The organism is Bacteroides salyersiae WAL 10018 = DSM 18765 = JCM 12988 (assembly GCF_000381365.1).
GTDB classification, from domain to species: domain Bacteria; phylum Bacteroidota; class Bacteroidia; order Bacteroidales; family Bacteroidaceae; genus Bacteroides; species Bacteroides salyersiae.
In genome coordinates this window covers 2232125-2247943 of record NZ_KB905466.1, presented here as the reverse complement: position 1 = coordinate 2247943, position 15819 = coordinate 2232125, and the positions used below count along the sequence as shown (strand labels likewise).

General features: G+C 38.3%; 7 protein-coding genes. 1 reads left to right on the top strand and 6 read right to left on the bottom strand.

The window, feature by feature from the left end:
• Positions 1–8 precede the first annotated feature (8 nt).
• From HMPREF1532_RS08400 to HMPREF1532_RS08390, 3 genes are all read right to left on the bottom strand, one after another.
• Entirely contained in the window at positions 9–1841 is a 1833-nt protein-coding gene (locus tag HMPREF1532_RS08400; protein ID WP_005927651.1) for an alpha-L-fucosidase, read from the bottom strand.
• Positions 1842–1878: 37 nt separating this feature from the next.
• On the bottom strand, positions 1879–3414 hold the full coding sequence (locus HMPREF1532_RS08395; protein ID WP_005927648.1) for a sulfatase family protein: 1536 nt from the start codon (positions 3412–3414) through the stop codon (positions 1879–1881).
• A 206-nt stretch (positions 3415–3620) separates the two neighbouring features.
• Complete coding sequence (locus tag HMPREF1532_RS08390; RefSeq protein WP_005927646.1) at positions 3621–7661, bottom strand: hybrid sensor histidine kinase/response regulator transcription factor; 4041 nt, start codon at positions 7659–7661, stop codon at positions 3621–3623.
• A gap of 73 nt (positions 7662–7734) precedes the next feature.
• On the opposite strand from HMPREF1532_RS08390, the gene HMPREF1532_RS08385 reads away from it, so the two are divergent.
• Complete coding sequence (locus tag HMPREF1532_RS08385; RefSeq protein ID WP_005927644.1) at positions 7735–8376, top strand: carbohydrate-binding family 9-like protein; 642 nt, start codon at positions 7735–7737, stop codon at positions 8374–8376.
• A gap of 1031 nt (positions 8377–9407) precedes the next feature.
• Here the strand turns inward: HMPREF1532_RS08385 and HMPREF1532_RS08375 are convergent.
• From HMPREF1532_RS08375 to HMPREF1532_RS08365, 3 genes are all read right to left on the bottom strand, one after another.
• Positions 9408–10343 (bottom strand): tyrosine-type recombinase/integrase, encoded by a 936-nt coding sequence (locus HMPREF1532_RS08375; RefSeq protein WP_005927642.1) that lies wholly within the window; start codon positions 10341–10343, stop codon positions 9408–9410.
• A gap of 420 nt (positions 10344–10763) precedes the next feature.
• Positions 10764–14927, bottom strand: coding sequence for a hybrid sensor histidine kinase/response regulator transcription factor (locus HMPREF1532_RS08370; protein ID WP_005927641.1), 4164 nt, complete (start codon positions 14925–14927; stop codon positions 10764–10766).
• A gap of 94 nt (positions 14928–15021) precedes the next feature.
• Positions 15022–15798 carry a T9SS type A sorting domain-containing protein gene (locus HMPREF1532_RS08365; protein ID WP_005927640.1) on the bottom strand — a complete coding sequence of 259 codons (777 nt, stop codon included), beginning with the start codon at positions 15796–15798 and terminating at the stop codon, positions 15022–15024.
• Between the last annotated feature and the right edge of the window lie 21 nt (positions 15799–15819).

The window sequence follows — 15819 nt, the reverse complement described above, 5'->3', positions numbered from 1 at the left end:
TAAAATAATTATTGTGTTTTGTAGATTAATTCTATTTTCATGATTCGTATATTATTTTCACTTTCACCTTGAAGGTCTTCTCCAAAATGACCGAGCCGGGTGAATGTTCCGATTTTGTCGATAGAAAGTTCTATTTTCTGCGTACCTTCTTTGGGGAATGTAACAGTACCGATGGTACTCCAAGTTTCCGGATAAGAGTTCTGGCGTACATTGGCCAGTTCGCCGTCTTTTTTAAGCAGGCGGTTACTGAGAATATTGTCTCCTGTTTTTAAGGTAACAAATGTTCCTTCTGCAAATGATTTTCTCCAGTGGCGACTGGTATATAGCTTTACTTCATACTCTCCGGGAATGTCTATTTCACATTCTAACAATAGGCTGCCGGTTTGCGGGTTGAAATTTTCGGTCGTTCCTCCTTCTGCGAAAGTTATTTTTCCCTTTTGGCCGGCCTTAACTGTTCCTGATGCTGCCGGAATGGAGATAATTCCTTCATTCATTAAGTTTCTGGTATCTGTTTTTATTGGAGTTTCGCAGACAAGTTTGATAACCGGAATTTTTTCATAGTCCAGTCCATCAGGGATTGTGATTGTTTTGACGGATTGCCGGTTAGCAACGGTTAATGGTTGTTGAGTTGCCAGTATCATCGCTTGCCGGATGTCTGAATGTAAGCCTTTTAGCAATATACAATTGTTTTGCGGACATTGTGTCAGGTGCAGGTATAGATTATTTTCTTTACGGGTGACATAGCCCCAAGGGAAATTATCATTGAATGGATTACCTTCTGTACCATAAATGGATTCGGAGTTTACTGCCATCCAGTTACCTACAAATTTTAGAATATCCACACTTGGCGTAGGTATTGTACCGTCTGCCATCGGGCCGATATTAACCATATAATTAATATTGCGGCTTGCAGATTCGATCAAGGAACAGAGAATCTCTTTTTTCCCTTTCCAATGATTGTCGTTCTTTTTATATCCCCAAGTATGATTTAAGGTTGCCACCATTTCCAGATCGGTTGTTGCTTTGCTACAAGGCATTTCATTGTCTCCCAATGGTCCATAATCTCCCAGGTTGTATCCTACACGCCCATTGATAATACAGTTTGGCTGTAACTCCCGTATCACATTGACAAATATCTGGCTTTGTTCAAGGGTCAGATCGAAAGGGGTATCGTACCATATTAAGTCAATATTGCCATATCGTGTCAGCAGTTCACGTATCTGTGGGAGCGCTTTATGTCGAATGTACCTGTCGAGGTTGGGTTTGACTTCTGATTTCGGTTTTCCATAGTGTCCATCGTATTCATTAGACATAACGGCTGCATCCTCTTCGTGCCAGTCCTGACGATGTGAATAGTAAATTCCGACTTTAATTCCGGCCTTTCGACAAGCTGTAATCAATTGTTTTAACGGGTCTTCTTGATATGGTGTCATTCTTATATTGAACTCACTGGCATCACTTGGATAAAGAGCGAATCCATCGTGATGCTTTGCTGTGAAAACGATATATTTGGTACCAGCTTGTTTGGCTAATGCGACCCATTCTTCCGGATGATAGTTCAGAAGTGTGAAATCTTTGGTTAGCTTATTGTATTCACTGTTAGGTATTTTGGCAAAGTTCTGTATCCATTCACCGATACCATCTATGTCTTTGCCGTTCCATTGGCCGGCAGCTACAGAATATAATCCCCAATGAATGAATAAACCGAATCGGGCTTCACGCCACCAGTTTAGTCGCGTTTCTGTTGTAGTATGGGTTGGTTGTGCAAGGATGAATTGATTGGAAGTACAACTCAGGACAACCAAGAGTATAAACAGTTTTTTCTTTAATAGCAGATTCATTTTTTTTAGAATTAAGAGTGAATGTAATAGAGGAATTCTATTTTTTTACTTCTTCCAATAAGGTGGATAATTGCTTCACAATTTCCGGATACTCATCGGCTACGTTCTGTTTTTCTGCAGGATCAGATGATAAATTGTATAGTTGTGGCTGTTTGTCGTTACCCAGTTCTATTTTTGTCCAATATTCAATGGCTGGTCCGTCACTGGGTTCAATATATTTCCATTGTCCTTTTACGATGGCAAGGGTGTTGTTCAGGTTTTGTTGTACCACATAATCGCGATTACCGGCTTCTTTGCCAAGCAATACCCTTAGGTGTTCTTGGCTGTCGGGCGCTGCCCCTTTCCGTAAAGGTTGTTTCAGTAAGGCGGCAAGAGAGGCATAAACGTCAATTTGTGAAAAAAGGGCCTGTTGTTTGCTTGGTTTGATACCCGCAGGCCAACGGATAATAAATGGAATACGCGTGCCGGCTTCATAGGCACTATATTTGCCTCCTCTGTAGATACCCATCGGGGTATGTCCGTTCAACATTTCGAGGGCTTGGTCTTGATATCCGTCGTCAATAACCGGACCGTTGTCACTTGTAAAAATCAACATTGTATTGTCTGCCAGGTTCAGACTGTCCAGTGTATTCATGATTTCTCCAATAGTCCAGTCTAACTGTAAGATGACATCGCCACGAGTACCTAAGCCACTTTTTCCTGCAAAACGAGGGTGGGGTACTCGGGGGACATGTACATCCTGGGTACCCATGTATAAGAAGAAAGGTTCGTTTTTATGCTTAGAAATGAATTGTTTGGCTTTGTTGGTGATGATATCGGCAATATCTTCGTCTTTCCAGAGGGCGGATTTTCCTCCTGTCATCCATCCGATACGTGGGATACCGTTAATAATGGTGTTATTGTGTCCTTGGCTGGGTTTAAGAGTAACCAGTTCCGGATTTTCTTCACCTGTGGGCCAATTCCCTACTTTATGCTGATAATTTACCGTTATCGGATCGTTAGGATCGAGCCCCACTACGCGTCCGTTCTCTACAAATACACAGGGGACACGGTCTACCGTGGCAGGAATCACGAATTCGTAGTCGAAACCGATATCTTGTGCATTGGGAGAAATTTGTTTGTTGAAGTCGGTACCTCCTTTAGGCCCTAAACCGAGATGCCATTTGCCTACTACTCCGGTAGTATAGCCTGCATCTTTCATCATATCGGCCATAGTGACACAGGCTGTATCGATAATCAGCTCTGAATTTCCCGGGGCGATACCGGTGTTTTCCTGTCGCCAGGGATACATTCCGGTTAATAGGCCGAAGCGTGAAGGGGTACTGGTGGCTGATGTAGCGTAAGCATTGGTGAACTGGACACCTTGTCCGGCCAAACGGTCGATATTTGGAGTACTGATTTGGGTTGCTCCATAACAACTAAGATCACCGATGCCGAGATCGTCGGCGAAAATGTAGATGATATTAGGTTTTTGTTGTTTGTGATTTCTTGTTTCTTTGCTGGTTGCATTTCCGCAGCTACTTATTAGAGCAACACCGGGTAATAAGGATAAAGTATACAAGATTTGTTTCATGATCTTTTCTTATCTAAGGATTTCTTTGTTCTTTTAATATATGCAAAGATACCCCCAAATAAGGAAGAATATAGGCTAATGAAGTCCGAATTATAGGCAAGAAAAGTACATAATAAAGGGAGAAAGGAGATTTGAGAGGGGAGAAGTAGGCTGCGCTATCATGCTGCACAATAGTACTTCTCCCTTCTCAAATCTCCCCTCTTCCTTTATTCCTCATCTTCGCTTTCTTTTCCTTTTCGATAGCTCATCGGGCTAACATGGTATACATCTTTGAAACATTTACTGAAATATCGAGAGGAAGAGAAACCTACTCTGTCAGAGATTTCCGTAATATTCAGTTCCGGATTGCTTCGTAACATGATAGCTCCTTTTTTCAGACGAATGGTCAGAATAAAGTCGTTTGGCGTTTGTCCGGTTACAGCTTTTAGCTTGCTAAACAGGTTGGTACGGGCCATACCCATTTCCCGGGCAAAGGTGTTGACATTGAACTCCGAATCATCCAAATATTTCTCTATAATTTCCATGGCACGGTCCAGCATTTCTTTATCCATTGGATTAGTAGCCAGGATTTGTGCAAAGGCTTGCGGTTGTCTGGTGAATTTTTCCTGTAACTGGATGCGGGAGTTAACTAAATTGTTACAGCGTGACACCAGTATATTGATGTTGAAAGGCTTCGTAATGTAGTCGTCTGCACCGATTCGAAGGCCTTCTACAGTGTGCTCTACCGCAGTTCGTGCTGTAAGCAAAACAACAGGGATGTGACATGTGTTGAACTCTTTTTTTATTTGTTTGCACAACTCAGTACCAGACATACGTGGCATTACTACATCACTCAATACGATGCTCGGCATCTCTTTCTCTACCAATTCCATAGCTTCTACACCATCCGAAGCGGTGATAACTTGGTAGAATGTCCGGAATATGTCGGCTAACATCTCACGGATAGAAGCGTCGTCTTCAACAATAAGCATTTTTGCATCTGAGGGCTGTGAAGGGATGATGTCATTATCGAGGGCAGCTTCGGCCATTATAGCGGAGACACCGGGGTGCAGAGGCTCTTGTTGTTGCACGATTTCTTCTTTCAGAGAAATTTGATCCGGTTCGAAATGTCCGTTGCCCAACTTTAACGTGATGATGAAATTACTGCCTTTTCCGAGTTCACTTTCCACGGAAATTGTTCCGTGGTGCAATTCGATGATGCCTTTTGTTAATGCCAGGCCAATTCCGGTTCCTGCACCTACAGCTAATGAATCGAGTTGTTCGGTTTGATAGAAACGATCGAATATTTTATCTATTTCGGTAGCGTCGATACCCGATCCTGTATCCTGTATTTCAATAATTGCATTTCCTTTTTGCTTTTTCACACTGATCGAGATGGTGTCTTCTGCCTTGGTATGTTTCAAAGCATTGGAGAGCAGGTTATTGATAACTTTTTGTATTTGTTTCTGGTCATACCATACTTCAATATCCTCTGCTTCCTTCTTAAAGTTAAAGTTTATCTTTTTGCTACTGGCATATTCCAGAAAAAGCAGGTAGTTTTCATAAAGGAATGTTACCAGGTTATGTTTGCTTACCTTAATTTTCATATGCCCCTGTTCCTGTTTCCGGAAATCCAAAAGTTCGCTTATCAATTCCCGCAACTGTAAACTACTTTTGTAAATTCTTAGTATTTTATTGTATACGTTAGGGGTGAAAGTTTGCACTTGTAACAGGGTTTCTATCTGGCCTACGATCAGTGTGAGCGGAGTACGGAACTCATGGGAAATATTGGTAAAGAAGCGCAATTTGGATTGATTGAGTGCTTCCAGATCTTCAATATGCTTTTTTTCGTATTTGAGAGATTCGCGTAGACGGATTCTGGAGTTGTAGGCATGAATAAGATACAGCAATAAACTTCCTACCGATATTATATAGATGAGATAAGCCCACCAGGTTTCATACCAGGGAGGCAGTATCCGTATTTTTAATCTGGTTTCTTTGATTTCATCCCGGTGTGTTTTGACTACGAATGTATAGTTTCCCGGGTTTAGGTTTGTATATGTGATGATATTTTGTCCGCGTTGCACGCTGCTCCATTCGTTAGAGAATCCTTCAAGGCGGTAAAGTATTTTATCTCGGTTGGCCGAAATATAATTGGAGGTGGTATAGCCTATGCTGAAGATATTCTGGTCGGCTTCTAAGGTGATTTCTTGCGTATATGAGAGGGCATATTGTAGAATCCCTGTTTCGTCATCCGGAGTAACCTCTTTTCCGTTAACAATCAGGCGTGATAGAAGAATATTATATGATTTAGGTGTAAAATAGAGTTTTTTCTCGTGAAAAGATATCATTCCCTGTACCCCACCCAAAAACACGTCACCGTCACGGGTTATATAGAGTGCGTTTTCATTGACGGCTGTTAGCGGGAATCCGTTTTCAATACTGTAATTATGAAATGTCTTGTTAGGAACATCAAATTTGGAGAATCCTTGATTGGTAATGAGCAGCAAACTGTTTTGTTCAAAAGAGGATTCGCACACTTCATAAACACAATCGCTGGAGAGCCCGTTTTTCTGCATGTCGAAGTTCTCGAAACTGTTGTTTTCCTTATGATACAAATCAAGTCCGCTACCGGAGGTGGAAAACCACAGACGGCCTCGGCTGTCTTGCATAATGCTGTTTACATTGTTGTTGCTGAGACTACCGGATATTTCCGGGTCGTGACGATAGTTGGTTAACAGGTCGGTATCGAAACGGTAGCTGTATACACCTTCGCCCGTCGCGGCAATCCATAACGTGCTGTCTTTATCCATAAAAAGATCTGCTACCATCCTTATGGCTTGTCCCTCTTTGGTATCCTTAAATAGTTGCCGGCAGATACCTGTTGCCGGATCGAAAAGACATACTCCGTTTTGGGTACCTATAATCAGTTGGTCGCGATAGGGGGTTATGTCCCGGATAATGTCCGAAGGTAATGAATTCGGATCGTCTTCTTTCATCCGGTAATGGGTGAAGGTATTGGTGCGCAAATCCAGCTTGTTGAGTCCGCCCAAGTGAGTGCCTATCCACATCTTTTCTGCCTTTTCATCATAATAGATCGCTTTGACGTTGTTGTGTGAGATACTATTTTTTCTTTCTTCATGGCGGAACCATTGAAAAATTCCTTTTTTTCTGTCATAAACGTTCACGCCGCCTCCTTCTGTGCATATCCACAAGTTTCCGTTCTTGTCTTCTATCATACGGCCGATGATGGGGCTGCTCAATCCTTCTTGTTCTGTATCGGTTGCCTTGTATCGGGTATAAATTTCGTATTCCGGATTAAAGTAATTGACACCTCCGAAATAAGTACCCAACCATAAAGTTCCTTGGGCATCTTTTACAATACACCAGATAGAGGAGTGTGTAAGGCTTTCCGTATCATTGTTTGCTACATAATTGTCGAAGCGCCCGATACTTTTCTGATAACGGTTCAGCCCTTTGAAGGTACCTATCCATATGTTACCGTTATTATCTTCACAGCAATCTCTTACAAAATCGGATGCAACACTGTTGGGATTTTGCGGGTCGTGGCGCATGTTGTGTATAACACCGTCTTTGTCCACATGGTATAATCCGTATTCCCAGCTCCCTATCCATAATTCGCCTGAGGAATCCTGATAGATACTCGTTGTATTCCCTTTTTCAATGGGATGAGTGAGTACTTTTTCTTTGTCTAATTTGTAGACCCCACTGTTATCGGTTCCCATCCACAGACTACCTTCATCGTCGAGGTGAAGGCAGGAAATAGAGATGTCTTTGCCCGCCAGATGATAGGAAAGGTCGAAATTCCGTGTCTCTTTGTTGTATACGTATACTTCGTCTTTTTTTCCGATAAAGAGACGTTTATTGAAGTAAATACTGGTGACGTTCCCTTGCAGAAGTGTTGTAAATTTCTGCGTGATTAGATCGAATTCGGCAACACCTTCCGTACACAACAGAAAGACCTTTCCTTGCTGATCGCCCGTAATACGAAGTACTGTATTGCAGAACAGACTGTTCGGATTGTTTTTCTGTAGCTTGAAAGTTTTAATATCGCTACCGTTGTAACGATTTAATCCTTCACGCGTACCGATCCAAAGTACCCCTTGCTCGTCCACGTAAAGACTGTTCACAGAGAATTGTGATAAACCGTCATCGGTGGTCAAATGGTTGAAAGTGATGTTTTGTTTTTGAGCAAGAACCGTGGCTATGTTCAGTATAATTAAAAATAAAAGAATTAATTTTTTCACTTTTTATCGGGTTTAAGGTGAAACTAATCACAAATATATTACTTTTGTTTGACTTATAGAAATACAAGAAGCCATGAAAGTAAAAAAAATTAGTGTAGCTAATGTGGAAGTCAGTTCACTTCCCAAATTGCTGGATGAAGAAAAGATCGGTTTCCAGCCTGTCAGCAAAGTGAATTGGAACGAATATCCTTATTGCCCGAAAGTCGAATTCCGGGTTGCTCATACGGAGGATGCCATTTTACTGCATTTCAAGGTAACGGAAGCCAGTGTGCGTGCCCGTTATGGCGAAGATAATGGATCGGTGTGGACGGATTCCTGTGTGGAGTTCTTCTCTATTCCGGCCGGCGACGGAATCTACTATAACATTGAATGTAATTGTATCGGTACTGTTCTTGTGGGAGTGGGACCTCAACGGAACAATCGCGAACATGCTCCTGCGGATGTTACAGCGCAGATACAGCGTTGGTCAAGTCTCGGACGTACCCCCTTTGAAGAGCGTGTAGAGGAGGTGACCTGGGAGGTCGCTTTGGTTGTTCCTTATACTGTGTTCTTTAAACATCAGATAACTTCGTTGGATGGAAAGGAGATCAAAGCTAATTTCTATAAATGCGGCGATGAACTTCAAACTCCGCATTTTCTTTCTTGGAATCCGATAGAGATAGAACAACCGGATTTTCACCGTCCGGACTTCTTCGGTACGTTGGAAATGGAATAAACTTTTGCACAGGATTTCTTCCTTTCTTTTTTTACACTCTAAAAACATCCCCATGTTGTCATACAGAACATGGGGATGTTGTGCATGAATACATCCCCATGTTTTATATAAGAACATCCGGATGTTGTTGTAGTAAGAGTTTAATGTTCGTTTTAAATGAAAGCTACTGCTTATCTGTATAAAGATCTATTGTGATTGATAAGAATAGTATAACTCTTAAGGTCGTGTTAAAGGTTTGTTTTTAAGTTCTCTTCTTAAAATAATGCCGGGCAAAGTTTAAATAAGTTTTAAGAATCGGAATTATAATTCTCAAAACGGTTTTTAAAAGACCTTCGTATCAAGTCTCTTTTTATAAATGTTTTATGTAAATTACCAAATAGAGTGGGCATGTCAAATACTTGAGATGAAGAGTATAAAGAAAATGGTCCCACTCTTTTGGTAATCCTTTTTGATCAGAAAAGGCGAATAACTGTGATTATGCCTCTTTCCTTCAGTTCCATGAGGATTCTTTCCTCTTTTCTGCTACGGGCCTTTGATCTATGTGCCAAATTGTAAACCCGCCATGGGGTAGAATTGTACTCAAACGCAATTCTAATGTACTCATTTCTGTTTTCTGAAAATAAAAAATTACCAAACCATTTTGTCATAAACCACTTGTTTTGTTTTTCTGTATTGATAATGTATTTTGGGCTGTGCTCTTCTGTTACTTTGTAGGTAACGGAATAATGATAAAATACACCTCTGAAAGCGTTTAGAGAGACTACTGTTTCAATTGATTTATTGTTTGATGTAGAGTAAATGTCATAGCGATGTGATCCATATTTATCGGAATGAATATGGAGAGAACTCTTTTTTGCTTTTGCAGAAAAACTCCACTTAATTTTTGGGGAGAATATTGTTAAATAATTGATATTTGAATAGTGTTTCCTCGCATTGATAAAAAAATGTGATGTTTATTTTGCTTTTACGAAAAATATATTGATCTTTGTGACAAAAATAAACTCTGTTACCTACAAAGTAATGTGTCATAATTAATTCACCAAACGATGCTGTGCTATTGATGAGATGACTTTCCTGTTGGCATCATCTATTTTCGTTGCATTGAAGGGTTTTAGATAGGTTTCCGTGACTGTTATGGATGAGTGTCCCATTGCTTCCGAGATGATTCCCGGATGGATTTCATTGTAATAGGCCAAGGTAGCCCATGTATGGCGGGCCGTATAAGAGCTTAAATGAGTTTTCAAATGCAGTATTCCTTTGAGTTGATTGAGCTGCTGATTGAAAGTACGTAAGGCCCATTGGTATTCACGGTAGGATTCTATACTGCCCTCTTTACCCGTCAGAAATGGAAATAGGTAGGGAGAGTGAGGATCGGTATCCATGTATTCATTTAAAATAGCCCATGCTTCCCGGGGGATGTCAATGGTTAGCTGCCTGCCGGTTTTGCGACGCCGGTAAGAGATTGTATTTCCGTTTAGGTCTTTCTTATGCAAGTTTACCAGGTCTGCGAAAGGTAAACCACGAAGTAGGAACATGAGGATAAACAGACCGTGCGTGCGAGAGTGTGTCTCCGATATATCCCGGTTTTTCCAACTCTGAAATATTTGCGCCATTTCCTTGGCGTTCAGTGCCTTTTTCCGATCTGCACGTGTACCTGTATATACTTGTTTGAATAATCGCGGGATATAGGGTGCCAAGTGCCTGTCGACAGCCCGATTATAAGTTGCCCGGATTGTGCGCAAGTAAGTGGAGACGGTATTCCAACTGAGCTGCTTCTGTCTTAAGTAGAACTCGAATCCTTTCAGTAACTCTGGAGTTATTTTCTTAAATGGTATCCTGTCGGTACGATAAAATGCAATAAGATTGCTCAGGCTATTTTTGTATATATGCGCTGTTCCATAGCTATTGCTTTGTTCAAACTTACAAATAGTTGCACGCATGAAGTTCACGAAATCATCTTGTCTCATATTTTCTAATTTTAGTTTATGAATAATGGATAAAAAACTTTTGTTCTTCCATTTTTATGGATAATGGTATATATCATTACAATTTATGGGGATGGAAGACGATAAAGAACAAATTTAGAGGAAAGTTATCTTAATTTTTCAGACTACTTAGCTTATAGAGGAGACTATTAACTTTCATTTTTGAAATTGGAGAAGATAAATTCTTAAATGTTCAGATTAGATGAGAACAGTCAATTTAGTTGAGATATATAATGATTTCGATGTTTTGTTGGATATAGAGAATGGAATGTGATAATAATATCGATGAGCTTGAAATGGATAGTTAACTTGGACTTTATGGAGTAAATCGTCTTTACCAACTGATAGTTTGTAAATTCACGGTGCTATGTTTTCTTTGAAGGGGATTGCGTAAATAGGTTACTACAAAAGATGACTATTTGCAGAATCAATATCGGTACTATTCATTTTATGTTCATTTTCTTTAATATTATGTTTGTCCTTGTATTCTTTAGGAGTCATATTATATAATTTGAAGAACTCTCTGTAGAAATAGGATCTATTATTAAAACCACATCTGAATATAACTTCTTGGACAGTGAAGTTTGTTGTTTTTAGCAAAACTATAGCCCGGTTTAATTTTATATTCTTTATAAAATCAGAGGGTGTCAGATTTAATATTTTTCGGGTCTTTCTATAGAAAGTCATTTTACTGATTCCTATTTTGTCACAAATTAATGGAACGGATAGATCTTCGTTTTCAATGTTTTGTTCTATGAAATCTATGACTTTCTTGAAAAAATCCTTATCTTCTTTATGAATAAGATTTCCATTATCCAATAATTCATAAGAAGTGGCGGATGAAAGATAATATTTTTGTAATTGTTTGTGCTTATCAATGATATTATCTACTTTAGCCAATATATGTTTAGGGTGGAATGGTTTTGTGAGATATGTATCCGATCCGCTTTCTTCTGCCAGTATCTGATCTTCGATTGAGTTTTTGGCAGAAAGGAAAATGATGGGTATATGGCTCGTGAATATGTTACTTTTCAATTCCCGAGCGAATTCTATTCCATCCATTTCTGGCATGATAATGTCACAAATAATAAGGTCCGGACGCTTTGTTTTCATCAAATTCAAAGCTTCAATTCCATTAGAAGCTTGAATAATGTTGATGTATTTTGTGGATAAGGTTTCCTGTATTAAAGTTCTGATATCTTTTTCATCATCAACAATCAATATAATGGGTTCGTTGTTGTCATTTCGTGATTGCAATTGTATGATTTCTTTGGATATCTCCGGTGAAATGGGCAATTCTTCTTCTTTTGCTTGCGGATTGGATTTTTTCTCTTCCAGCAATGGAAGTTCGATGTAAAATGTAGTGTGTTCCTCCAAAGTACTTTCTACTTTGATTTTTCCATCCAATAGGGTTACTAATGACTTTGTCAAAGCAAGTCCTATTCCGTTTCTTCCAACATTTCCTTTTTCTATTTGATTTTCGAAATCATCAAGAATCTTGAACCGGTCAAAAATCTTATTTATGTTTTCTTGTTTGATACCTTTGCCTGAATTGGTGATCTCAAATGTTAAAAGGTTGTCTCTTTCCGAGATTTTAATTTTTATATATCCTTCTTGTGGAGTATATTTAAAAGCATTTGAAATAATATTGAAGAGGATCTTCTCTATGGAACTTTCATCGCTTATCCAGTAAACATCAGATTGAGGCATATTGATAGTGAAATTAATGCAGTTTTCTTCTATTATTTCTTGGAATTTACTGCTTATTTCTTTTATTAGACGGGTTATATTGATTCTTTTAGGAGCGATGGTCATGAGATCACGATCTATTTTTCTAAATTCCATTAATTCAGATATAAGGTGTTTCATTCTTTCAGCGTTTGAGAGAATGATATTTGTGTATTTTCTTATATATTCATCGCTGTTGTGGTAATCCAAAAGCCTTTCACATGGACCGTAAATTAGAGTGATTGGGGTATAAAATTCATGGGCTATGTTTGTGAAGAAACGAAGTTTTGCCTCATGTATGTTTTTTAACTCCTGACGTTCAAGCTTTTCTATGAGTAATTTTCTTTTCTTGTTGAATTTTCTCTTGACAATGATATAAGTGAAATAGATGAATATGCATGAAAGAATGAAATAGATACAATGGGCAAATGGTGTTTGCCAATAAGGTGGGTTGATTTTGATATGAAGGGCATATGGCTTTTGTACCCATACTTTGTCACTATTGGTATAATAAATGAGCAATTTGTATTCACCAGGCTTCAAATTGGCATAGTTTGCATAGCCATGATTACCATTAAAAATCCAGTCTTTATCGATACCCTCCAATAGATATTTGTATTCACAGTTCTCATTTTGGATGAAGTCCATTGCTAAGAAGTTAATACTGAATACATTCTCTTTATAATTAAGGATAAGTTGTTCTATTCCGTCTTTTCCTGTTTTAATTCTGTCATGAATGTTGATTTCGGTATTGAAAATTTTAAAAGATGATATTTGGAAGTTAGGCACATAGTTGCTTAAAGAAATTTGCTCCGGATTGAAATAATTAAATCCGGATATTCCTCCGAAAAAAATATAATTATTGAATTTACTTTTATAATATGCTCCATCGGAAAACTCATTGTTTTGTAATCCATTTCTTTGATAATATGCCGTTATTTGGTTATTCCCTTTATTGATTTTGGCAATTCCTTTATTGGTGCTGACCCAAATGTTTCCTTTGTTATCATTGATGATGCCATGAACAGTGTTGTTGGGGAGATTGACGGTGTAGTCATATCTAATAAAATGACCTTGTTCCCGTTTTTCCTTTTTTAATAAATTCAATCCTGCACTTGTTCCGATCCATAGATCGCCATTATCCTCTTGATAGAGGGATAAAATATCATTATTGCTTAAAGAAGTACTGTTTTCGGGTATATGTTGATATGAAATAAATTTTTCTTGGGAGATGTTAAAATAGTTGAGGCCTCCTCCTCTTGTTCCTATCCATAGATGATTGTTTCCATCGGGTATTATTGCATAAATAACGTTGTTGGTCAGAGAGTTGGAAGTGTTTTTTTGATGTATATATTGTTTGTAGCTAATGGCTTTGTATGTTTTATCCTGTTGTTTTTGTATCTTTATTCTGATAAGTCCATATTCACTTGTTCCTAACCACAGAGTAGAATCTTTTTCGGAACAATGGATGGCATAAGTACCGGAAAATATTTTTTGTCCGGAAGATTCGGAATATATATTTTTTAGATTTAATGTGGATAAATGTCCGTTTACAAGGATATTGAGCCCTTGCCCGTCTGTTCCAATGAATAGATCTCCATCGAATCCCTCTTTTATGACATAGGCATCGTTATTAAGTAGCCCATTGTTTGTATTGTATTCCGTTGTAATTTTGAAATCTGAATCTTTGGAATTGCCCAACATGGCTACGCCTCCCCCTTTGGTTGCAATCCATAAGTTTCCGGCATGGTCCTCGCAAAAAGATCTGACCATATGCATTTCTTTTTTAATATTTACCGTTTTGAACATTTGGCTCTTGTTGTAGACAGTGTAGATGCCACTGCCGTCTGTACCTATCCATAGAATATCTTGATCTGACTGATAGAAGGAAGTTACTTTTATACCTTTTAATTCATCATTGAATAAAGGAGGGGTATTAGAGAACATGGATAGGGTGAAATAGCTACCTGTGGAAGGAGCGATATATAATTCTTGATTGATGATACTTATTTTATTGATACTTCCGGTAGGGATTATATCTTTCAGATTATAAGTGAATATAATTTTTTTTGTGTTGGTGTCAAAAGTAAATATATTTTTGTGCTTATCAAGGGCAATAATATATTCATTATTACAATATAATGTATTGATGTCAGATAACTCTATTTTTGAACTATGCTGGATTACTACATTTCCTTTTGTATCTTTATTCCATTCTATAATATCGATGGTTCCGTCTTTATGTAGAGCCCAAATGTTATCTTTTGCGTCGATCTTAATATCTTTTATATCTTGAGTTTTTATAAATGGGCTATTTATTGTATAAAAGTCTTGTTCTGTTTCTTTGTAAAATGATAGTCCCCATTCAAAGACTGCACAGAAAATAGTATTGTCTGATGATTTGGCAATCGAGTATATTTCTGGTAATGCAGGATAGATTTTTTCATATCCAAAATAGAAGTGGGAGAAAGAGGAGTTATAAGTATCCATCCGATTGATACCATGATCGGTGGTAATCCAAATGATACCTTTTGTTTGTTCGATAACATTTCGGATAATATTATTACTTATAGCGTTTGTATTCGCAAGGCTGGGGGTGTAAATTGTAAATTCTTTACCATTAAAAGCGTTTAGACCATCCCATGTTCCCAACCACATCACTTTACTTGAATCTTGGCAAATACAGTTTATTGCGCTGTTTGATAGTCCAGAAGTGTTTGTGAATTGTACATATTTGTTGTCCGCATATACGCATATGGGGATTAAGAAAGCAACACAAATCAGCAAAATGAATTTTGCTGTGGTATAATAAACCTGATATGTGGTTGTTTTTGTCATGAAGTAGCTTTATTATACGAGAGACGAGAAATAGAGGTTAAGAGACGATATTCTTATTCTATTTCGTCTCTTAACTTCAGAATTGCAAATATATTTATTTCACGATTACTTTATGGGTCTGATCTCCTATTTTTACGATATAAAAGCCTTTTTTTATGTTTTTGATGTCACTATTATATACGGTTGCTTGGGCTATATGTCTTCCTGCAGTATCATATACCTGTGCAGATTCCGCTTTATACATGTTACTGAAGGATATGGCATTTTCTATACCTTGTATTTGTATCGTTTCTTTTGAAACAGATTGGATACCTGTAGGGGTTGGATCCCAACCTTCTAATACTTTACCGATGAATTCGTATGCCGAGTCAATGTCGGCAAAAGATTCAATCCAATCAAAATAGAAAACGTTTTCCGGACCGACTCCTTCAAATGCTATCTGACAATTCACAAAATGAGTAACTCCTGAAAATCCCATTTCACTTAAATCAAACACATAAATCTGATCTCCGCTACCATCATCTACAGGTATTGCTTCATCATCTTTGCCGTTGACGAATGGGGTGGTATCTCCGTCGTAAAATTTAAACTGGATGGTACCTTGTGTTTTATTACCTACTCTCACAGCCACAAATTTGTACTTGTCAAAATCCCAATTGGCACCTTCTTCCGGTTCATAACTGGCAACTCCCCACCAACCCCCGGTTATTTGCATCTTTAACTTGCCATTTTCTATTGAAAGGTCACTTTGTGCTCCTTTAAAACCGATAAGATCGTTTTCACTACTGAAATAATTTGAGATCTGAGCAGAAAGATTGTTTGCCATGAATACCATGACAAACATTACAATTGATGTAATTCTTTTTTTCATAATATTATACTTTTAAATGAA